This is a genomic window from Nocardiopsis sp. NPDC058789, assembly GCF_042745575.1.
Classification (GTDB): domain Bacteria; phylum Actinomycetota; class Actinomycetes; order Streptosporangiales; family Streptosporangiaceae; genus Nocardiopsis; species Nocardiopsis eucommiae.
Genome location: NZ_JBHYOW010000016.1, coordinates 18,239 through 38,856, shown reverse-complemented (window position 1 = coordinate 38,856; position 20,618 = coordinate 18,239). Strand labels below are relative to the sequence as shown.

19 protein-coding genes, 1 tRNA gene and 1 pseudogene are annotated in these 20,618 nt (G+C 68.3%); 9 read left to right on the top strand and 12 right to left on the bottom strand.

Annotation, left to right across the window (positions count from 1 at the left end):
- Nucleotides 1-82 precede the first annotated feature (82 nt).
- The 3 genes and pseudogenes from ACFW3L_RS21975 (at nucleotide 83) to ACFW3L_RS21965 (ending at nucleotide 3,759) form a co-directional block, all read left to right on the top strand.
- Nucleotides 83-171 (top strand) — tRNA-Ser (locus ACFW3L_RS21975).
- Nucleotides 172-2,739: 2,568 nt separating this feature from the next.
- Nucleotides 2,740-3,216, top strand: a complete 477-nt coding sequence (locus ACFW3L_RS21970; protein WP_378743361.1) for a flavoprotein — start codon at nucleotides 2,740-2,742, stop codon at nucleotides 3,214-3,216.
- Nucleotides 3,203-3,759 (top strand): annotated as a pseudogene (locus ACFW3L_RS21965) (NUDIX hydrolase). Before ACFW3L_RS21970 ends, ACFW3L_RS21965 begins: the two are co-directional and overlap by 14 nt.
- 51 nt (nucleotides 3,760-3,810) lie before the next feature.
- On the opposite strand, the gene ACFW3L_RS21960 reads toward ACFW3L_RS21965, so the two are convergent.
- Nucleotides 3,811-4,812, bottom strand: a complete 1,002-nt coding sequence (locus ACFW3L_RS21960; RefSeq protein WP_378743359.1) for a DUF5677 domain-containing protein — start codon at nucleotides 4,810-4,812, stop codon at nucleotides 3,811-3,813.
- A 932-nt stretch (nucleotides 4,813-5,744) separates the two neighbouring features.
- Between ACFW3L_RS21960 and ACFW3L_RS21955 the strand changes: the two genes are divergently transcribed.
- Together ACFW3L_RS21955 and ACFW3L_RS21950 are read left to right on the top strand one after the other, a co-directional pair.
- Entirely contained in the window at nucleotides 5,745-5,990 is a 246-nt protein-coding gene (locus ACFW3L_RS21955; protein ID WP_378743357.1) for a hypothetical protein, read from the top strand.
- A gap of 223 nt (nucleotides 5,991-6,213) precedes the next feature.
- A complete protein-coding gene (locus ACFW3L_RS21950) occupies nucleotides 6,214-6,417 on the top strand; it encodes a hypothetical protein (protein ID WP_378743355.1) in 204 nt (67 codons plus the stop codon).
- 214 nt (nucleotides 6,418-6,631) lie between these two features.
- On the opposite strand, the gene ACFW3L_RS21945 is transcribed toward ACFW3L_RS21950, so the two are convergent.
- The 3 genes from ACFW3L_RS21945 to ACFW3L_RS21935 all read right to left on the bottom strand — a co-directional run bounded on the left by ACFW3L_RS21945 (nucleotide 6,632) and on the right by ACFW3L_RS21935 (nucleotide 10,254).
- Complete coding sequence (locus ACFW3L_RS21945; RefSeq protein WP_378743353.1) at nucleotides 6,632-7,561, bottom strand: universal stress protein; 930 nt, start codon at nucleotides 7,559-7,561, stop codon at nucleotides 6,632-6,634.
- An 83-nt stretch (nucleotides 7,562-7,644) separates the two neighbouring features.
- On the bottom strand, nucleotides 7,645-8,535 hold the full coding sequence (locus ACFW3L_RS21940; RefSeq protein ID WP_378743351.1) for a universal stress protein: 891 nt from the start codon (nucleotides 8,533-8,535) through the stop codon (nucleotides 7,645-7,647).
- 75 nt (nucleotides 8,536-8,610) lie between these two features.
- Entirely contained in the window at nucleotides 8,611-10,254 is a 1,644-nt protein-coding gene (locus ACFW3L_RS21935; RefSeq protein WP_378743349.1) for an AAA family ATPase, read from the bottom strand.
- 183 nt (nucleotides 10,255-10,437) lie between these two features.
- On the opposite strand from ACFW3L_RS21935, the gene ACFW3L_RS21930 reads away from it, so the two are divergent.
- Together ACFW3L_RS21930 and ACFW3L_RS21925 are read left to right on the top strand one after the other, a co-directional pair.
- A complete protein-coding gene (locus ACFW3L_RS21930) occupies nucleotides 10,438-11,412 on the top strand; it encodes an NAD(P)H-quinone oxidoreductase (protein WP_378743347.1) in 975 nt (324 codons plus the stop codon).
- A gap of 33 nt (nucleotides 11,413-11,445) precedes the next feature.
- On the top strand, nucleotides 11,446-11,997 hold the full coding sequence (locus ACFW3L_RS21925; RefSeq protein ID WP_378743345.1) for a bacterial proteasome activator family protein: 552 nt from the start codon (nucleotides 11,446-11,448) through the stop codon (nucleotides 11,995-11,997).
- An 87-nt stretch (nucleotides 11,998-12,084) separates the two neighbouring features.
- On the opposite strand, the gene serS is transcribed toward ACFW3L_RS21925, so the two are convergent.
- Nucleotides 12,085-13,365, bottom strand: a complete 1,281-nt coding sequence (gene serS, locus ACFW3L_RS21920; RefSeq protein ID WP_378743343.1) for a serine--tRNA ligase — start codon at nucleotides 13,363-13,365, stop codon at nucleotides 12,085-12,087.
- A 167-nt stretch (nucleotides 13,366-13,532) separates the two neighbouring features.
- On the opposite strand from serS, the gene ACFW3L_RS21915 reads away from it, so the two are divergent.
- A complete protein-coding gene (locus tag ACFW3L_RS21915; protein WP_378743341.1) occupies nucleotides 13,533-13,691 on the top strand; it encodes a hypothetical protein in 159 nt (52 codons plus the stop codon).
- A 195-nt stretch (nucleotides 13,692-13,886) separates the two neighbouring features.
- Here the strand turns inward: ACFW3L_RS21915 and pheA are convergent, their stop codons facing one another.
- The 7 genes from pheA to ACFW3L_RS21880 all read right to left on the bottom strand — a co-directional run bounded on the left by pheA (nucleotide 13,887) and on the right by ACFW3L_RS21880 (nucleotide 20,007).
- Nucleotides 13,887-14,834: a prephenate dehydratase gene (pheA, locus tag ACFW3L_RS21910; protein ID WP_378743339.1), complete on the bottom strand. Its 948-nt coding sequence runs from the start codon at nucleotides 14,832-14,834 to the stop codon at nucleotides 13,887-13,889.
- Nucleotides 14,835-14,871: 37 nt separating this feature from the next.
- Nucleotides 14,872-15,456: a DUF4446 family protein gene (locus ACFW3L_RS21905; protein WP_378743337.1), complete on the bottom strand. Its 585-nt coding sequence runs from the start codon at nucleotides 15,454-15,456 to the stop codon at nucleotides 14,872-14,874.
- 36 nt (nucleotides 15,457-15,492) lie between these two features.
- Nucleotides 15,493-16,341: a glycosyltransferase gene (locus ACFW3L_RS21900; protein WP_378743437.1), complete on the bottom strand. Its 849-nt coding sequence runs from the start codon at nucleotides 16,339-16,341 to the stop codon at nucleotides 15,493-15,495.
- A 10-nt stretch (nucleotides 16,342-16,351) separates the two neighbouring features.
- Nucleotides 16,352-16,708, bottom strand: a complete 357-nt coding sequence (locus ACFW3L_RS21895; protein WP_378743335.1) for an STAS domain-containing protein — start codon at nucleotides 16,706-16,708, stop codon at nucleotides 16,352-16,354.
- Nucleotides 16,709-16,838: 130 nt separating this feature from the next.
- The gene (locus tag ACFW3L_RS21890) at nucleotides 16,839-17,432 is read right to left on the bottom strand and encodes an ATP-binding protein (RefSeq protein WP_378743334.1); all 594 of its coding nucleotides are present in this window, start codon (nucleotides 17,430-17,432) and stop codon (nucleotides 16,839-16,841) included.
- Nucleotides 17,433-17,659: 227 nt separating this feature from the next.
- Nucleotides 17,660-19,585: a PAS domain S-box protein gene (locus ACFW3L_RS21885; protein WP_378743332.1), complete on the bottom strand. Its 1,926-nt coding sequence runs from the start codon at nucleotides 19,583-19,585 to the stop codon at nucleotides 17,660-17,662.
- An 89-nt stretch (nucleotides 19,586-19,674) separates the two neighbouring features.
- The gene (locus ACFW3L_RS21880) at nucleotides 19,675-20,007 is read right to left on the bottom strand and encodes a rhodanese-like domain-containing protein (protein ID WP_378743330.1); all 333 of its coding nucleotides are present in this window, start codon (nucleotides 20,005-20,007) and stop codon (nucleotides 19,675-19,677) included.
- Nucleotides 20,008-20,088: 81 nt separating this feature from the next.
- On the opposite strand from ACFW3L_RS21880, the gene ACFW3L_RS21875 reads away from it, so the two are divergent.
- The gene (locus ACFW3L_RS21875) at nucleotides 20,089-20,580 is read left to right on the top strand and encodes an SSI family serine proteinase inhibitor (protein WP_352388537.1); all 492 of its coding nucleotides are present in this window, start codon (nucleotides 20,089-20,091) and stop codon (nucleotides 20,578-20,580) included.
- The last annotated feature ends 38 nt before the right edge of the window (nucleotides 20,581-20,618 follow it).

Here is a 20,618-nt window from a genome sequence, read left to right as displayed (position 1 = left end):
ACCCCCGGACGACACCGAGCACTCCCGCGAACCCGCCTCCGCCGTGGGCTACCATGTCTGGCGGAGAGGGCTCCTCTCCCCGGGAGGGTTCGCATAGCGGCCGAGTGCAGTGCTCTTGAAAAGCACCAAGTCCTTGACGGGGCTTCATGGGTTCAAATCCCATACCCTCCGCAGAACGGAAGGCCGGTGGCCTGGTCCCCAGGGACCAGGCCACCGGCCTTCGTCGTTCCAGCAGCAGCCTCGTCCCGCGACCACGGCCGGTTTGACCGGGTTCGAGGGGTGGGTAGACCCCCGGTCGGCGTTCTCCCCCAACCGTCGGGAACACTCATGGCAGCTCTCCCCCGCTGGACCTCCACCAGTACGGCGGCCACGAGGGTCACGTCATGCCGGGCGACATCGTCCGAACGGAGAGAACCGGAGGCACGACGCATCGCGCGTGGACGCACTGGGCTCAGTCGACCTCATACCGACCATGTAGGACTTGCGCAGGCGTCGCCGCGAGACCTCAGCGAACAGCATCCACCAGTGCCGTCGTACCAACGACGTGCCGCCAGCCTGCCGGGACAGGGGCTCGTAGGTCATGGACTGCCAGTCCTCGCACGCCACGCGCACCCGCAGTCCCTGGGCACGCGCCCACTCCATGAGCGACTCTCAGTCGAGCACCGTACCGAGTACGTCCACGATCATCGCCGCACCGCCCCGACTGCGATGGCCGCGCGCACCAGGTCGCGCGGTTCGGACAAGTCATCGACAAGCCTGGGATGTCGAGGGATCCGTGCCAGCACATGCGGGCCCCACACGACTCGACGTGCGCGGCAGACTCGCTCGGAGTGCGCACAGGCGCCGCGCAGGAGGAGGTTGTAGGCGCGGGGGCCGGCATCATGTATCACGATGGGCTCCGGAGCGGGCCAGAGCTCCACCCGCGTGGGCTCCGGTACGCGCACGGCGGGTCAGCAGGCCAAAGCCATTACCGTGCCGGATACTTCGGAGCGCACCGAACGCCCTGCCCCTGAGCGGTCCGCGCACAAACTGTCCGGACTACCTGCCGTCGATCGGCTGCGGTTTGAACGAGGACCAGGCGACGAGGGCGCACGGACCTGCACGGGTTCGCGCTGCGGCTGTCCATGGACCAACAAGCCCGATTCGGTTTCCCGAAACCCATTCCCCAGAGGGATGACAAAGGTGGATACTGGCCGTCACTCCTCCATCGGAGTGTCGAGGAGCCACGATGCCGGGAGACGCGACGAGCCAGATCACTATCCCCTCGTGGGCATGGGAGCGCGACAGCACCGCAGAATTTCTCAGAAGGAGCGATGTCCGGGCGCTTTTCCAGTTCGCGCAGCAGTACGCCGGGGTGAGCCAGATGGCGATCTCCGCCGCTACCGGAGTGTCTCGGGGCTGGGTGGGCGAGGCATCCGAGGGCAGAAGACCGTAACTTCGTTTGAGGTCTTCGAACGAATTGCCCGTGACTTTGCGATGCCGGACCAGTCGCGCATGCTGTTCAGTCTTGTCCAGCAAAACACGAGCAAGTTCACCGGAACCGGCAGCACGGCAGCCCCGCTTTCCTTAGGGAGGACCGTGCACACGAGCTCAGACTCCGGGAAGGACTCGGAGGTGCGCCGTCGCGAATTCGCCGAACTGCCCGGAAGCGCCCTGTTCCAGGCCGTAGCAACGTCCGTACTCGACATGGACGAGATCGCCGCAGCACTGACCCGGAACGCAGGACGCGGCAGGGGAACCACGCCCCGGCGACGAGCCTCAGTGAGCCCGCCAAGCGGGCACACGGCCAAGGCCGGATACCAGGCGTTCCACTACACTCCGGTCGCCAAGCGACACCCGAACTGCTGCTCAGCCTGGACGACGCGGTGACTAGTGTGGAGGGCGATGGCCCCACCCAGGTGCATGCGCTCAGGGCGGAGGCGTTCCACGTAGCGGCGAGTCTGCTGCTCAAGTGTGAAGAGCGTGGGTTGACCGTAGCGGCGGACCGCAGCATGCGCGCGGTAGAAGACAGCGAGAGCCCCGCGGTGGTGGGTGCGAGCGCCAGGGCATTCACCCGCGCGCTGATGTGGGAGCGCCACTACAAAGCGGCGACGGAGAACTGGCAACGAGCGCTGCCGAGCGGGTGGACCGTGCCATGGACGAGCCCACCCCGGAATCCCTATCGGTGTACGGGGCCCTTCTGTTGAGCGGTGCGGTCTCGGCAGCCAAGCGCGAGAACCGTGGCCATGCGCTCAGTCTGCTTAACGAAGCTGGAGCAGTAGGGGGACGTCTCGGCGGTGATTTCAACTACTAGTGGACCGCCTTCGGACCGTCGTGTTGCTCCACCGAGTGAACGCGGCGGTTGAAATCGGGGATGCAGGCAGCGCCATCGACTACGCCCGCCATGTTGAGCTGGGCAATATCGAGGTCATGGAACGCAAGGTGATCCTGTTCATCGACGCAGTCCGCGCTTATCAGCAGTGGGCAAGACAGAGAACGCCTTCCAAGCGCTGCTCACAGCGGAGGACATGGCGAGCGAGGAGCTGAGTGCCCGTCCTGTTTTCCGCCAGCTCATCAACAACATTCGCGGCCGAGCGATCGGGAACCTGTATGGCCATGTGAGCGAACTCGCGGAGAGGGTCGGTCCCTGATTCCGTGGCGGAAGGTAAGACGCTTTACGTGGTAGTGTGCACGGCCGGACCCGCTGCGGAAGTCGGCACGTTGGCGGGGATGGCTTAGGATCAGGGATGGACTGTACAGGTGACGGCTACACCCTCGGCAATAGCCTTCATCGACGTCGAGAGGCCGGAGAAGCAGATTGGCCGCCCTGTACGGAGCACGCACCGCGAGCCAGGCGAGCCCCGATCTCCGAAGGCTGATGCCATCATCATTGCCCTAGCCACATTCAATACCATCAACAAGTTGGCCAGCGGAATCGCCGACAATTACGTCCTGGATGTCGTGAACGAGGCGATTGACATTGACGTGCCCACTGTGATCCTCCCGTTCGTGAACTCGGCCTACGCCAACAGAGCGCCGTTCCGAGAGAGCGCCAGGAAGCTCCGGGCCGAAGAAATATCAGTGTTGATCGGGCTAGGGCGTTCGTCCCTCACGAAGCCGGTAGCGAAACCAGCGCGTTCGATACCTTCCCTTGGCAACTTGCTCTCAGCCAAGCTGAGAAGAGCCTCTTACCCAGCAAGACCGGAATGTGGGCCCGCGACGGATGAACAACGATAAAAAGCAGTCCGCGTCAACACCGCCGCATTCCGTGTCCGTCGCGGGAGCCGTCATGCGCGAAGATGGACGGATGTTGGTGACCAAACGCAGGGACAACGGCAACTGGGATCTGCCGGGCGGGAAGCTGGAATGAACGAGGCTCCGCAGGAGGGAATTGTCCGCGAGGTTCTGGAAGAATCTGGCGCCCACGCTAGGGTGGAGCGAATCACCGGCGTCAACAAGAATCTGGACCGTGGAATCGTCGCTTTGGTTTTCCGCCGCAAACCACCTAGAGGCAAAGAGCACCCGACGCCCGAAACCACCGCCGTTAAATGGCTAACCCCCGATGAGGTGTCCGACCGAATGGCCGAGGCCTGCGCCGTTGGCCTTCCGGTTTCTCTAGACACCAAGCCCATAGGTACGTATCCACAACGGGCGGCGACTGGGCGCGCTCGGGTAAGAGTTGCGGCTTGGCTAAAAAATGACGCTCTATGCGGTGGTGTGTGCGGCGGAACCAGCGTCCGATATCGAAATTTTGGTGGAGTCGACTCAGGAGTGGGATGACTCATTCATGTGATGTCCACTCAAACAGCAGTGAACTTCAACGTTGAAAATTCAGACTTTGGACTTGTACACTTGAGAAAATCCTTTATTTGCCTTGTTAATTTCTCGGAGAAAGTGAATGACCGACAACCCCCAGTCCCACTCCTCTAAATCTGAAGTGAGCCTTCTAGAGACTTCCATGGTTCCTATTTTCAGAAAAAAAGCAACTGAGTGGCCAACTCGGCCTGTCATTTTAATATTTACTTCACCTCGGCAATTATTGAGATAAGTTTTTCGGAAGTCAGTCGATTCAATAACGCTCTTCGCACCTGCGTGAACTGCATGGTTAAACTCTCGGTATATATGCCTGATCTCTTCTGCCCCTACTGCCTCCTCCATCTGTCGAAACGTTATCTTGCCGCTAATGCCACCTGCTACCGCTGGAGCAGCCCAATTATTTTGACCAGAAAAGAAGTATTTTCCCCAACGGGCTAAAGCTGCATCTCGCAACTCTGCCTCTACTCCACTAATATTATCTGAGAAGAGCTCACCCTTAGAGTATTCCTCCAGCTGGGCGGATACGTAATATCGCTCTGCCAATTCCCAGTCACTGTCAGGGTTGTCAGAGCAAATGATCATCATCTTTACCGTAAGCTCATACAACGTTCGAGCTCGGGATGCTGCAGCCTCAGGGTGGCCTTCTTTCATAAGTAAAAGAATTTCTGTGCCAAGCCGTATGCTTCGCGCGTGCATTCCCAAGAGAAGAAGAACCCTTAGATGGTAGCCTCCCACGGAATCTGTGCCAAGAAGTGGGGGCACACGTTGATCAGAGTCTTGATCTCTCCTATCACAGTATGCGTTTATAAGTGAATTATTTACGAAGTCACAGCCAGCCAAGGATGATTCAAAGTCTCTGAATGCTTCTCCATACCTCTTCATTACGCCCCGGCTGACACGCTTTCGATCGCGCCGCCTCCATTTGAGCCTTGAAATAGAGTTTTTTTTCGACCAGTTCAAGTGCTTAGGGAAATAGATCTCTGCGTTCTCTAGACATTCCTCGATCACCTCACTCACGCTTAAATCTTCACGGTCGTCCGGCGCAGGAGACATTCGCAAACTATTAAAGCGAAGTAATGCCACTCTCAGTAGAGTCGAATCATCGGGTCTCATTTGCGTCTCATTTTTTTAGTGTATTGATTAATGAAGTGGAAAAATATTTAACTACGCCGCTGCAGTCTGCCGAATTGCGCTGTAGTGGATCAAGGCGACGGCGCGGCGGCCAGCGACCTCCGCTCGGGCTGCGGGGCTGACGCCCGGCCCCGGGCGCACGGCCACACACCAAAGCCACCTTTCGGACAGGTCCAAGACCGAGCGGGGACCAGAAATGCCCGTGGACACTATAGTGACCCAGGCCACTCGGCCCTGTCAGAAGGTTTCGTCCCAAAGATCGATGGCAACATCAGTGAGCGACCCCGTGGCACGCACCGGTAGTACCGAGGAGCTCGCGCCCCCATGGGCCCCGCGAGCCCACACGGAACCTGGCGCGACTCAGGACGCGCGAGACCACCGGCCGACTGCACCAGAACCACGCGGGACCGGCACCGTGGGTTGCCCTCTCACAGAGTTGCCAAAGCGGCCTCTCTCCGGGTGTCAGACCCCCGGAACGCCCTCGGTTCCATCGCACATGACTTCGAGAAGAGGCCGGAAGCACTGGGGGCACCTCGGTACGTAAGTGCAGGTCAATAGCGTTTGATTGCTTTTTCGACAGGTCGTCAGACTCTCTCTGATCAACGGGGCTTCATGGTCAAACCCCATACCCTTCGCCGTCGCCGGGATCAGAGGCTGGGGCGGCTTTCTCTGTAGACGGGCGGGTATGTATTTCATGACTACTGGAGAGATGTCTTGGCCGACTCTCATCGCAGCGTTGTTCGGCGGTGGACGCTGGCGTCAACCCAGAGCTCCACCCCTGAGGAGCATCCACACACTGACCGGAGAGGAACCCCCGCTTGGCCGGTCGCCATCGGGCCCCTCACGACCTCGACGCCAACAGGCTCCAACGCGAGGCCATGAAACCCCAGCGCAATGCGAAGCGACGTGAGCGTGCGGCCCGCGTGCTCGGGCCCGCGAACTGGTGGCTGATCAGGTTCTCGACTACCGCTCTGGTCTTCACCGCCGTGTGCAGTGTCTTCTTCGTGTGGTCCGAGGGCTGGGGAGTGATGTGGATCGTGGGTCTGCAGTCGCTGATCCACTAGTTCAACCTCATCCCAGAAACCCACGCCCACCTGAGGTACCGAGTTGCCTCCGCGACCGGGACCTGAGACGCCGTCGGCACAGAGCGGGGTCCTGTCCGCTCGGTGGTCGCGCGTGGACCTGTCGCTTTGTCGACGAATCGCCACGGGAGGGTTTGGCGGGCCTTTGGTTCGGTATGCCGGAGGGTGACCGGTTCGACACCGGCGACGCACACGGAAGTACGGGGTGAGGACGATCGGAAGAGGCAGACAGAAGGTCCTGTGGGTCACCCTCGGGGTGGTCTTCACGGCCGGTGCCCTGGCCGTGCTGGTACCCAGCCTGGGCGGGTCCTGGACCACCTACTTCTTCATGCTGGCGCCGTTCGTGGTCAGCGGTGTCTGGGTCCTGGCCAGCGGCGCCTCCCGCGGCAGGTCGGAGCTGGAGAGCTAGGGAGTGTTTTGTGGATGCTTTCGCCGGTGGCGGCGGAGCCGCCATCGATGCGAGCGGCCGCCAGGCCATCTCTCGCAAGACGATGAGCGAAGGCCAGCCCGGGGTTGGCTGTCCGAGCTTCATCGGCGCAGCGAGAGGCAGCCTGGCCACGCGAGCGCGGAATGATCCAAAAAGCACGACCTAGAAAGGGGGGCGGCCCCTGGGCCGCCCCTCCCTAGTCCTCGTCGGCGTGCTTGGGGAGCACCACGACGGGGATCTTCGCGTGGTGCAGCACGCCCTGGCTCACCGAGCCCAGCAGCAGCCCCCGGATGGTGCCCCGACCACGGGAACCCACCACGATGGCGTCGGCGCCCTCGGCGGCCTCCAGGATCGCGTCGACCGGGCCGGACTGGGTCCGCACCACGGTGACCTCGATGTTCACGTCGTCGCGCTGCTCGTCCATGGCCTCGGCCAGGAGTTCGGCCACGAGCTCCTCGGACTGCCGCTCGAAGATGTTCTCCTGCGGCTGGTGCCCGGCCGCCGTCATCGCGATCGGGTCGTACGGGTAGGGGACCTCCCAGCTGTTGACCACGACCAGCTCGCCGTCGGTCTCGGCGGCCAGGTCCACCGCCAGTCCCAGGGCGCGCCGGGAGGGGTTCGACCCGTCGACACCCACGACGATCCGGTCCAGCTTCGTGGTGGCCGGCCTGCCCTTGGGGCCGGTGGGGACCACGACCACGGGGCACGGGGCCTGCGCGGACACCCGGACGCTCACGGACCCGACGAACATCGAGGCGAAGGCTCCCAGTCCACGGGTGCCCAGCACGATGAGGTCGTGCGGGTGACTGTCCCGGATCAACGCCAGCGGCGGCTCCTCCAGGGCGGTGAACGTCTCCACCCGGACGGACGGGTGGTCCTTCCGGACCAGTTCGATCGCCTCGGAGAGGATCGTGGTGGCCTGCCCCGAGATCTCGTCGGAGGGCTCGAAGCGGGTCGGTCCCCCGTAGGCGGACACGATCAGCGGCATCCCCAGCGCGTACACGACGTGCAGTTCGACGTCACGGCGCGCGGCCTCGGCGGCCGCCCATACGAGGGCCGCCCGCGAGTGGTCCGATCCGTCCGCGCCCACGACCACCCTGCTGGGACGTTGTCGTTCGCTTGACATGGTTCCCCCTTGAGAAGAGTTCCCTCTGTTCACCATCATCACCGAGTGGGGCACGAACACACGTGAACGGCACAGGGAATCCGTCAGTCGTCGGAGTGCGGCGGCAGCACCGCGACCGGGCCGTGCGCCCGGCTCAGGACGCCCTGGCTGGTGGAGCCCATGACCAGCCCCCGGACCCCGCCGCGCCCCCGGGAGCCCACCACGATCAGGTCCGCGCCCTCCCCCGCCTCGAGCAGGGCGTCCACCGGGTCGGCCTGCATCCGGACCGCGCTGATCTCCAGGGCCTGGGTCCGGTCGTCGATCACCTCCGCGAGCACCCCGGCGACCACCTCCTCGGACTGGCGGTCGAACATCTCCTCGTGCGGGGACGGCCCGTCGGTGGGGTCCTCCGGGAGCGGCACCTCCCAGCTGTTGACCACCACCACCTCCGCGTCCGTGGCCAGAGCGTGCTCCAGGGCGAAGCGCAGTGCCCTGCGTGAGGACTCCGAGCCGTCCACCCCCACCACGAGTCTGCCCCTCGGCTCCGGGGCCGCCTCGGGGACGACCACCACCGGGCAGGGGGCGTGGGAGGAGGTGCGCAGGCTGACGGAGCCGAGCATGATCGCCCGCACCGCGCCCAGCCCTCGGGAGCCGACGACGATGACGTCACCGTGGCGGGCCTCGTCGAGCAGGACCTCCGGGGCGTCCTCCGAGGCCAGCACGGTGGCCACGTCCAGCTCGGGGTGGGAGGCACGGACGTGCTCGGCGCTCTCGGAGAGCAGCGCGTTCCCGGCCTCCCGGACCTCGTCGCCGGGCTGGTACCGCTCCGACGAGGGGAGGGTCCCCATCACCGCGGGCAGGCCGAGGCCGTGCACGATCCTGAGCTGCCGCCCGTACCGGGCGGCGGTGTCCGCCGCCCAGGCCAGCGCCGCTCCGGCGATGGGTGAGCCGTCCACCCCCGCGATGACCGCTGGCGGGCGTTCCTGTGCGTTCATGTCCACCTCTTCCCCTCACCTCCATTGTCGGGACCGGGTGCCGGGAAACCGGCGAGGGCGGGCCCGCGCGTCCTCTCAGCGCGCGAAGGCCTCCCCCACGTTCGCGGCCAGCTGCAGGTAGGCGTCCCTGGTCGCGGGGGCGAGCTGTTCCAGGTCGACCTCCGCGCCCTCCTCCAGGTGCCCGTCCCAGGGCACCCGCACCACGGACCGGCAGCGCCCCGCGAAGTGCTCCTCCAGCCGGTTGAGGTCCACGCTGCTCTTGCTGTTCGAGCGCACCATGGACAGCACCACGGCGGCGCCGCGCACCAGCCCCCCGTGCCCGTGGGCGTCCAGCCAGTCGAGGGTGGCGCTGGCGCTGCGCGCCCCGTCCACGGAGGCCGAGCTCACCAGCACCACCTGGTCGGCCAGCCCGAGCACCCCGCGCATGGCCGCGTGCAGGAGCCCCGTGCCGCAGTCGGTGATGCAGATGGAGTAGAAGTGCTCGACGATCCGGGCCACCTCGCGGTAGTCGGCGTCGCTGAACGCCTCCGAGACCGCCGGGTCGCGGTCGGAGGCGAGGATCTCCAGGCGGCTGGGCGACTGGGAGGTGAAGCCCCGGATGTCCGCGTACCGCGACACCAGGTGGCGTTCGTTGAGCAGGTCACGGATGGTGGCGGCGGTCTCCAGGCGCACCTTGTCCGAGAGCGTGCCCCGGTCGGGGTTGGCGTCGACGGCGAGGACCCGGTCCCCGCGCAGCGAGGCCAGGGTGGCGCCCAGGGCGACCGTGGTGGTGGTCTTGCCGACCCCGCCCTTGAGGCTGAGGACCGCCACCCTGTGGTGCCCGGCGGCGACCGGTGTGCTCGCGCGGGCCACCAGCTCGCGTTCGCGCAGCACCCTGGGGGACTCGCCCGGGTTGATCAGGCCGAGGCTGGCGCTGTGCACGGCGCGGCGCCAGCCGCCCGTGGGCCCGTAGCGGCGGTTGCGGACGAGCGTGGCCGCGCTGAGGGAGTCGGAGGTCTCCCCGTGGTCGGTGGGGGGCGACGGAGGGCGTGCCGGGGCCTGGCTGCCACTGCAGGGCTGGCTTCCAAGGCCGGTGTCGCGGGGACCGGTCAGGGAGGGCGGAGGGGACGGGGGTTCCGGGGTCGTCCAGAGCCCCGGAGGGCCCAGCGGGGGCCGCGTGTTCCCCGCCGGGGCGGGACCGGCCCAGGACCCCGAGGGCCCCTGCTCCAGCGGTGCCGCCCGATCGGCCTCCACCGGTTCGGCGCGCTCGGCCTCCAGCGGTGGCAGCTGCTCGGGTTCGGGCACGTCGGAGTCGCCGGGGGTGCCGCGCGGCGCCAACGGGTCCCGTTCCTCCGCCTGACCCCCGAGGCGCTGGGGTCGCTGGGGGCGGCGTTCCTCCTGCCACGGACCGGAGGGCCGGGGCCTCCGGTCGCGGGCACCCGGGAACAGCCGGACCGTGCCGTCCGCCTCCTCCTCGGGTTCGTCCGGCACGTCGTCCTCCGGCGCCGGTGCCCGGAAGGCCGTGCCAGGCGTCGGCGGCGGCGTGTCCTCGGGCAGGCGCGCGTACGGCGGCGGGGGCGGGGCCGCCCCCTCGAACCCGCCGAACCACTGCTCCCTGGGAGTGGGCGCGGGCGAGCCCGGTGCTTCCTCGACCTCCGCCGAGTCGTCGGTTCCGTGCCAGCCCGACCGCTCGTGCGGCTCCGACTCGGCTGCCGACCCGTTCTGTTCCTGCTGTGCCACCGGGGCTCTCCTGCGTCGAGGGGTGTGTCTGTGGAGGAAGGGTCCCGCCGGGTTGCGGGGGTGGGGCCCTCGGGGTTCTCATACCCGTGCTGCACCAGAAAAGCATCCTCACCGGCACCGTGAACAGAGTGATCCCCCGAACCCTCCTCCCCTTCGGTCCCGAGTCTGGGTACTGTCGGCCCCATGCACGCGATCAGAATCACCGAACCGGGCGGCCCCGAGGTCCTGGCCTGGTCCGAGGTCCCCGATCCCGTCGTCCGGGAGGGCGAGGTCCTGGTGGACGTGGCGGCCACCGCGGTCAACCGCGCGGACGTGTCCCAACGCCAGGGCTTCTACCCCCCTCCCCCGGGCGGCTCCGAGTACCCGGGTCTGGAGTGCTCGGGCACCATCGCCGAGCTGGGACCCGGCACCGACGGCACCGGCTGGTCCGTCGGGGACCGGGTGTGCGCCCTGCTGACCGGCGGCGGATACGCGGAACGGGTGGCGGTCCCGGTCGGCCAGCTCCTGCCGGTACCGCGCGGGGTCAGCCTGACCGACGCGGCTGCGCTGCCCGAGGTGGCCTGCACCGTGTGGTCCAACCTCGTGATGGTCGGCGGCCTGCGTGCCGGGCAGACCGTCCTCGTCCACGGCGGCGGCAGCGGGGTCGGCACGTTCGCCGTCCAGTTCGCGAAGGCGCTGGGCGCCCGCGTCGCGGTCACCGCGGGCAGCGAGGAGAAGCTCGCGCGCTGCCGTGACCTGGGCGCCGAGATCACCGTGAACTACCGGACCCAGGACTTCACCGAGGTCCTGCGGGCCGAGGGCGGCGCGGACCTGATCCTGGACATCATGGGCGGCTCCTACCTGGAGGGGAACCTGCGCTCGCTGGCCACCAACGGGCGCCTGGTGATCATCGGTCTGATGGGAGGGGGCGCCGCCGAGATCGACCTCGGCCGCATGCTGGTCAAACGCCTCTCGGTCCAGGCGACCACGCTGCGCTCCCGTCCGGCCCAGGAGAAGGCGACCATCGTCTCGGGAGTACTGGAGCAGGTCTGGCCGTTGGTAGAGGAGGGAACCATCCGCCCCGTCGTGGACCGCGCACTGTCCATCGAGGACGCGGCGGAGGCGCACCGCGTGATGGAATCGAGCGCGCACACAGGCAAGATCCTTCTCACCCGTTGACAGCGTGCCGGACACAGCCGAACTAGGGGATCGATGAGCAACGCAGACGACCAGAAGGAACCGCAGGTCCTGGTGGTCGGTACCGACGACCGCCACGGAAACGGCGACGACGACGGCTCCGACGAGCCGCGCACCCTCGCGGACATGGTGGAGCAGCCCGCCAAGGTGATGCGGATCGGCAGCATGATCCGTCAGCTCCTGGACGAGGTGAAGGCGGCCCCGCTCGACGAGGCGAGCCGCGCCCGGCTGAAGGAGATCCACACCTCCTCGATCAAGGAGCTGGAGGACGGGCTCGCCCCGGAGCTCATCGAGGAGCTGGAGCGGCTGACCCTGCCCTTCGCGGAGGGTGCCGCGCCCAGCGACGCGGAGCTGAGGATCGCCCAGGCCCAGCTGGTGGGATGGCTGGAGGGCCTGTTCCACGGCATCCAGACCACCCTGTTCGCCCAGCAGATGGCGGCCCGGGCGCAGCTGGAGAATATGCGCAAGGCGCTTCCCCCGGGTGTGTCCGGGCTCCAGGCCCAGGGCGGCCCCGGCGCCGAGCCGCAGGAGGACCACCCCCACATGGGGTCGGGCCCCTACCTGTAGGGCGGGCACGAGTCGGACCGCTCCCCTGTGGGACCACGCACGACGGAGCCCGCCCCTCAGGCGAGGGGCGGGCTCCGTCGTCAGTGCCTACTTCCTGCTCCTGGGAGCCTGGACGGGTTCGAGGACGTCCTTGCCCAGGAACGGCCGCAGGGCCTCCGGCACCACCACGGAACCGTCCGCGCGCTGGTGGTTCTCCAGGATCGCGACGATCCACCGGGTGGTGGCCAGCGTGCCGTTCAGGGTGGCGGCGAAGCGCGGCTTGCCGTCCTCGTCCCGGTAGCGCACGTTGAGGCGGCGGGCCTGGAACTCGGTGCAGTTCGAGGTGGAGGTCAGCTCTCGGTAGGTCTCCTGGGTGGGGACCCACGCCTCGCAGTCGTACTTGCGGGCGGCGCTGGTGCCCAGGTCCCCGCCGGCGATGTCGACCACGCGGTAGGGCAGTTCGAGCTTGTCCAGCATCTCCCGCTCCCAGGCGAGGAGCCGCACGTGCTCCTCGTGCGCCTGCTCCGGGCGGGTGTAGACGAACATCTCCACCTTGTTGAACTGGTGGACCCGGATGATGCCCCGGGTGTCCTTGCCGTAGGAACCGGCCTCGCGGCGGAAGCAGGACGACCAGCCCACGTACCGGTTGGGGAGTGCGTCGGCGGGCAGGATCTCGCTGCCGTGGTACCCGGCCAGCGCCACCTCGGAGGTGCCCACCAGGTACTGGTCGTCCGCGGGCAGGTGGTAGACCTCGTCGGAGTGCTCACCGAGGAACCCGGTGCCCTCCATGGTCTCGGGCTTGACCAGCACCGGCGGGATCATGGCGGTGAACCCGGCACCGATGGCCTGGTTCATCGCCATGTTGAGCAGGGCCAGCTCCAGCTGGGCTCCCACACCGGTGAGGAAGTAGAAGCGGGAGCCGGAGACCTTGGCGCCGCGCTCCATGTCGATGGCGCCGAGCATCTCGCCCAGCTCCAGGTGGTCGCGCGGGGTGAAGTCGAACGCGCGGGGCTCGCCCACGGTCTCCAGTACCACGAAGTCGTCCACGCCGCCCTCGGGGGCGCCCTCCTCGACGAGGTTGGGCACGCGCGCCAGCACGGCGTCGAGCTCGTCTCCGAGCCGTCCGGCCTCGGCCTCGGCCTCCTTGACCTCCACCGAGAGGCCCTTGGCCCGGGCCAGGAGTTCCTCGCGCTCCTCCGGAGAGGCCTTCGAGACGGACTTGCCCACGCTCTTCTGCTCGGCGCGCAGGGTCTCGAACCGGGTCAGCGCCGAGCGCCGACTGGAGTCCAGTTCGAGCAGCCGGTCGGCCACGGCGGGGTCCTCACCGCGGGCCCGCTGCGATGCACGAAGTCGTTCGGGGTCTTCTCGAAGTGCGCGAAGGTCGATCACGTCTTGCAGGTTACCGCCCGCCCCACCCCGGCCCCACATCTTTTGCCGACAGTCACGTCATGAAGCGGCACCGGCCCCGTCTCTCCATCGAAGGACCGAACGGGGAGCGCGAGCCCCCCGAGCGGCACGCCGACCGTGGGGGAGAAGTCGTGAAACCGCTGGGTGAGATGACTACCGAGGAACTCTCCGATGCCCTGGAGGCCCTGGACGACGCGCGCCCGGAGGACACCGCGCTCAGGCTGGCCCTGTATCTGGAGCTGCGCCGGGCCGCCGCCGAGGAGTGGCTCTTCGAGGAGGGGTCCGGCTCCCCCGTGGAGGCCACCTGACCGCGCCTGGCTAGGCCGTGTTCTTTGGATCATTCCGCGCTCGCGTGGCCAGGCTGCCTCTCGCTGCGCCGATGAAGCTCGGACAGCCAACCCCGGGCTGGCCTTCGCTCCTCGTCTTGCGAGAGATGGCCTGGCGGCCGCTCGCATCGATGGCGGCTCCGCCGCCACCGGCGAAAGCATCCACAAAAACACGCCCTAGGCCGTCTCGCCCGCGCGGACCCGGGCGAGCCAGAGTTCGGCCTCCGCGAAGTCCGCGTCGGTGGTCGGGCGGGGACGCATCGCGGGGGTCGTCCCGGTGTCCCGGCCGCCGCGCGGATAGCTGCCCAGGAAGCGCACGTCGCGGCAGACCCGGCGGATGCCCATGAGCGCCTCGCCCACGCGGGCCTCGGAGACGTGGCCCTCGGCGTCGATGCAGAAGCAGTAGTTGCCGAGGCCGTCGCCGGTGGGGCGCGACTCCAGCCGGGTGAGGTTCACGCCGCGCACCGCGAACTGGTTGAGCACCTCGATCAGCGCGCCGGGCTGGTCGTCGGAGATGAAGGCGACCAGGGAGGTCCGGTCCGCGCCGGTGGGCGCCGGGAGGTCCCCGGCCCGGGAGAGGTAGATGAAGCGCGTGGCCGCGTCGGAGCGGTCGCCCACCCCGGTGGCCAGGGCGTGCAGCCCGTACCGCTCCCCCGCGATGACCGCGCAGATCGCTGCGTCGTAGGGGGCTCCCGGCTCCGCGACGGCACGCGCGGCGGCTGCCGTGGAGGAGACGGTGTGGGTGTCGGCGTCGGGAAGGTGACGGGAGAGCCAGCCCCGGCACTGCGCGAGGGCGTGCGGATGCGTGGCGACCCGCTTGACGTCCTCCAGCGCGGTCCCGGGCCGGACGAAGAGGGCGAACTCGACGGGCACGGCGGTCTCGCCGGTGATGAGCAGCGGTTCGCCGTTGATGAGCTCCGCGATGGTCGCGGTGACCCCGCCCTCCACGGAGTTCTCCAGCGGGACGACCCCGCCGTCGACGTCCCCGGCGCGGACCGCGTCGAAGACCGCCGCCACACCGTCACACGGGACGCGGGCTTCGTCGGTGGCTTCGGGGCGCAGATCGCGCAGGGCGGCTTCGGTGAAGGTGCCCTCGGGGCCGAGGTAGGCGTAGCGGTTGGGCATGCTGTTCAGGCTATACGCAGCCGGTGGGCCGGGGTGGTCACTTCTCCGGTCGGGGCGCCGGGGGCACCTGGGTCCCCTCGGGTGACCGAGGCTGGTCGGCGTCCTCCTCGGCCTCGTCCTCCGACGCCTCGGGCCCCTGGACCACCGTGACCAGGGCCTCCGTGCCCTCGTCGGGCGCGTCGGCCGCCGGACCTCCCGAGGGCGACGCGGGGTCGGGCAGCGTGGCCCCGATCCCGTTGCCCAGGCGTGCCGACCGGATCACCCGGTACTCCTCCGGGCTGAGCAGGTGGTCGGCCTCGCCCCGGGTGATGGCCTTGGCGTAGGTGCGGGTCTCGGTGCGGCCGTTGATGGACGTGACGACCACGCCGTCGCCGTGGCTGTTGAGCATGGCCAGAGAGAAGGAGCGGGCACCCGACATCTCCTCCAGGGCGTCGTAGTGCAGGACGGCCACGTCGCGGACGGCGCGTGGGTCCGCCCCCGAGGTGTTGACCGCGAGGGCTCGTTGGGCCAGGACCTGGTACTCACCGCGGACCTGAGCGGTCCTGAACAGCGCGTACACACCGAGGGCGAGCCCGGCCAGCCCGGCGAACAGTGCGATGGAAGCGATGGTGGTAGTGAACACAGCGCGAGCGTATCCCCACGCATCGCAGCCGTGGGGTCACTCTTGGCGATTTTTGCGAGTAATGTGCCCGGTTTTTCGGGGCTGTTCACGCCCGCCGCCACCCTTGCCCGCCGTCACGCCCCGCCACGTCCGGCGCAGCGCGGGCCGCAGCTCACGGGCGGTCAGGGCTCGGGCGACGTCGACGAACTGGTGCGCCCGGTGCAGCTGGGCCCGCAGGTCCGTGCCGGTGGCGCGGTGCTCCAGCGGGACCTCGACCTCCATGACCCGGAAACCCCCGTGCAGGACGTCGATGGTCAGCCCGGTCTCCACTCCGAACCCCGGCGCCAGGGGCCGGGCCGCCTCGAAGGCGGCGCGGCTCAGGCAGCGCTGACCGTTCAGCGGCTGCTCGGGCTCCCAGCCGGTCGACCTGCGCACGCCCTCCCGTGCCAGGCGGACCACGAAACCGTGCCCGCCCAGGCGCAGCCGGGTGGCGGGGAACAGCGCGATCGTCATGTCCGCCGTGCCCGCGAGTACCGGCTCGACCAGGGGCGCCGCGTCCTTGGCGGTCTCCCCGAGGTCGGCGTCGAGGAAGAGCAGATGGCGCGGGACACGGGTCGTGCCTCCGTCCGCCTCGCGGACCTCCGCGCGACGCACACCCTCGGCACCGGTCTGCATGGCCGCGCCCTTGCCGCGGTTGCGGCCGTGCCTGAGCACCCGGGCCCCCGCTCGCAGGGCGAAGTCCGCGGTGCGGTCGGTGGAACCGTCGTCGACCACCACGACCAGGTCGACCCCGGGCAGCGTGTGGGCCGCCTCGACGGTGGCGCCGATGCGGTCGTCCTCGTTCTTGGCGGCGATCACCACGGCGACCGCCGCGTCCGTGGGCCCCTGGGGCCCTCCTCGTGCCACGCTCACCCGGCTACTGCGCCGTGCCGGTTCCCGCGGCCACCGGCGACGCGTCGATGTCCGGGTGGATCACGAAGACCTCGTCCAGACCGGTGACCTGGAGGACCTTCATGACCGCCGGCTTGGGCGCCACGAGCTCCAGGTCCCCGCCCCGGTCACGGGAGCGCTTCATCGCGGAGAGCAGGACGCTGATCCCGGTGGAGTCGCAGAACTCCGCCCTCGACATGTCGATGACCAGGCGCCGTGCCCCCAGCTCCAGGGACTCGACGAGCTCGGAGCGCAACTGGGGTGCCGTGTACAGATCGATCTCACCGCCCACGGTTACCACTGCGACGTCATCTTGAGATCGGCTTGATATCTTCAACTCCACAGTCGTGACTGTAGCGTCCACGCCAGGGCCAGGCCACCTCGTTGGCGGCGTTTCGCTACATCGGTCACGTTCCTCCGCCCGGAACCACGAAAAGCCCAGCTCAAAGCGGATCAGACCGGCACACACCGACTCAGGGCAGGACACTCCAGGCGGGCTGGCCCTCCACCGTTCCCAGGTCGAGTTCCACGACGTCGGCCGCGTACGCGCGGACGGGCCCCGCCTCCGAGGAGGCGGGAAGGTCGTCGGCGGTCTCGGCCCGTTCGACGTCGATCTCCAACACCGCCCAGACCGTGGTCGTGGTGGCGTCCATCTCGGTGCCCCAGCGGCCCGCCAGGGACTGCACGATGCCCAGGCCGCGTCCGCCCAGACCGGACAGTGAGGGCCGGGACACCCGCGGCATGGTGGTGGAGCCGCCGTCGCGCACCGAGATCTCCAGCCAGTGCGCGGCCGGGGCCTCCGGATCGGCGTCCGCGCGCCAGCACACGCCCACGGTGTCGTCCGGCAGGGGGCTGGCGTGCCTGAGGGCGTTGCTGACCAGTTCGCTGAGGATCAGGGCCGCGTCGTCGATCCGGTCCACCCTGACGCCCAGGGCGCGCAGGTCGGCGCAGAGTGCCCGTCTCGCGCCGGTGACGCTCTCGGGAACGTAGGGAAGGACGACGCTTCGCTCGACCTTCCGGGGCGCGCCGTGGCCCCCGTCGTCGTGTGCGGCGTTGTCTCCTGACACAGCTTTCGTCCCCGCGAGTTCGTACTTCTCGGTCGGCCCGGAACTCGCCCGAAGTGTGCCAGCGAATTCCACCAGGGGTGGAAATGCCCCGATCCCCGGCAGGGGAAACCAGCATGTGGGCGAATCCACGGGGACGGACCCCTCCGCGACCGCGTACACCTCCGATGTGACAGGGCTTGAGGGTCCGTTGAGGTTTTTGTGGTTTTCCGTGTGTCGGCGTGTCCGTTCTACGCCTGCGCGGGGAGCACCTCAGGCTCCTCCCCGCCCTGCGGTGTTTCGGACACCAGGGCGCCGATCTCGGCGTCCTCGCCCCGGTGCCGGGGCAGCGTGACCCGCATGCGGGTGCCGGTCCCCATCCGGTGCGCGGTCACCTCGCCGCCCTGCTCCCGCACCAGTTGGCGCACGATGTACAGACCGATCCCGAGCCCGCTGTACCCCCGGCGGTCGCCCCGCTCGCCGCTCTGGAAGAACCGCTCGAAGATGCGCTCCTCGTCGCCGGGGTCGATCCCGATGCCCTCGTCGTCCACGTGGATGGTGACGACGTCCTCGTCCTCCTGCACCGTGACCCGCACGGTTCCGCCGCTCGGGGAGAACTTCAGCGAGTTCTCCAACAGCTGGTCGATGACCATCCCCGTGACCAGCGGGTCCCCCACGGTCCACAGGGTCCCTCCGGAGTCCAGGATCAGCTCCTGGCGCTCGGCCAGCGGGCGGAAGGCCGCCACGGACTGGCCCAGCAGCTCCACGAGGTCGAACGGCACCCGGTCCACGGTCATCTCGCCGCTGGCCACGTCCGACCCCAACCGCAGCCGCTCCACCAGCTTGGCCAGCGAGCGGGCACGGTCCAGGATGATCTCGCTCGCCTCCTGGCGGCCCTCCGGGCCCAGCCGCTCACCCTTGCGGGACAGCAGCGCCGCGTACCCCTGGATCACCGTGACCGGGGTGCGCAGCTCGTGCCCCGTGCTGGCCAGGAAGAACTCCCGCTCCTCCTCCAGGGCCTTCTGCGCGGTGATGTCGCGGAAGTCCACCACCCACTCGTGGGTGTCGGGGATACGCGCCATGAGGATCTCCAGCCAGCGGCCGCCCTCGTTCTTGTGCTTGACGGGCTCACCGTGCGCGGCCGGTATCGGGAACGGCGGATGCCGTCCCTCCATCTCCTCGAACGAGTAGCCGGTCAGCTCGGCCGCCGACCGGTTCCACTTGCGGACCTTGCCGGTGGAGTCCAGCACCGCGATGCCGTCGGCGCTGGAGTCCGACACCGCCTGTTCCCTGGCCCGCTGGAGCTTGAGCTCCTCGTAGGCCATCGCGTTCCCTATCGCCACCCCGGCGTGCTCGGCCAGGAGTTCGAGGAGCTCCAGCTCCACGTGGCCCACCCGGCGCTCGCTGTACAGCGCGTACAGGGCGCCGTAGGGGCGGCCCTGCACGTTGGACACGCACAGGGCGATGGTGTGCAGCCCGGGCAGGTCGGCCCAGACCAGGTCGTCCAGGCTGCGGGTGGCGCTGTTGGCCAGCAGCACGGACTTGCCGCTGCGCAGCAGCTCACCGAACAGGCTGGACTCCAGGGGCGCGCTGACCCCGTGCAGCTCCTCCGACAGGTGGGTGAGGCTGACCAGCTCCACCCGGTTCTCGTTGAGCAGGACGAAGCCGCCCGCGTCGGCGCCGGTGAGTTCGGTGAGGCTGCTGATGATGCGGTCCAGGACCGACTTCAGACTGAGGTCGGCGTTGATGTCCGCCACCACGTCGGTCAGCCGCCGGACCAGGCGGGCGCGCTCCATGGCGGAGGCCTGCGCCTGGACCTCCTTCTCGCCCGGGTAGAGCACCAGCACCCACCCGGCGTGCTCACCGTTCCCGCCGCGCACACAGCCGGTGCTGACCCGCACGTCGACGGCGGTGCCGTCCCTGCGCGTGCGGCGGGTGAAGATCGTCAACGGGGTGCCGTTGCGCACCTGCTCCAGCACCGCGCCGTGCTCGGGACGCAGTTCCTTGGGGACGATCGGCAGCTCGCCGCCGATCACCTCGGCGGCGGGCCAGCCGAACATCCGCTCGGCCGCGGGGTTCCAGACGGTGACCCGCAGCGTGTCGTCGATACCGATGACCGCGTCCGCCGAGGACGACAGCACGGCTTCGGCACTGAGGGGCGCGCGGTCGGAACTCACGACGTCATAGTGCCATTCGTGGGGCCCCACGTGGCGGGGCTTCGCACAATCCGACCAAATTCGACGACTCCCACGTCACAGCGTTACCGCTAGATCACTGTGGGCTCACTTTCCCCCTCCGACGCCATGTCGAACGCGGCCTGGTGCCAGGCACGCATGCCCCCGGCGACGTTGACCGCGTCCCAACCGGCCTGGTTGAGCGCCATCGTCGCCTGGGCCGAGCGCCCGCCCGACCGGCAGACGACGTAGACCCTCTGGTCCTTGGGCACCTCGCCCGCGCGCTCCCCCAGCGTCCGCAACGGGATGTGCACGGCGCCGGGCGCGTGCCCGGCCCCCCACTCGTCGTCCTCCCGGACGTCGAGAAGGTAGGCGCCCTCGGGCACATCGTTGACGACGACCTCGGCGACCTGCTCACCGAACATGTTGGTGACCCCCTGTGTCAGGCGTGTTCTGAAAATCGAAGATCGGTGGAACCCGGGAACCGGGCCCTCCGTCCAACCAGTATGCGTAAGCACACCTTCGCAACGGCCCTGCCGGCCCGCCTCGCCGCACTCGCAGCTCTTGGCCTGCTCCTCACGGCCTGCGGCAACGAGCCCACCGAGGTGAACGCACCGGCCCCCGACGAGACCGCCCCCACCGAGACGACCCCCGACGAGTCCGCCGAAGTGGAACTCGTGATCGAACGCTCCCTGTCCGACGAGGACGCCCTGACCCCGGAGGAGGGGTTCGAGGAGGGCGAGTGGACGCTCACCTGCGCCCCCGTCGGCGGAGACCACCCCGACCCCGAGGCGGCCTGCGCCGAGATCGAGGAGGTCGGGTCCGAACCCTTCACCCTCGACACCAGCGACTCCATGTGCACGTTGCAGATCGGCGGCCCCGAGGTCGCCCGTGTCACCGGGCACGTGAACGGAACCGAGATCGACACCGAGTTCAACAAGCGTGACGGTTGCGAGATCGAGCGCTTCGACGAGGTCCACTCGGTCCTCAACCCGTAGACCGTGGAACCGGGCTCAGGAGGGGCGGACCCGGGTCC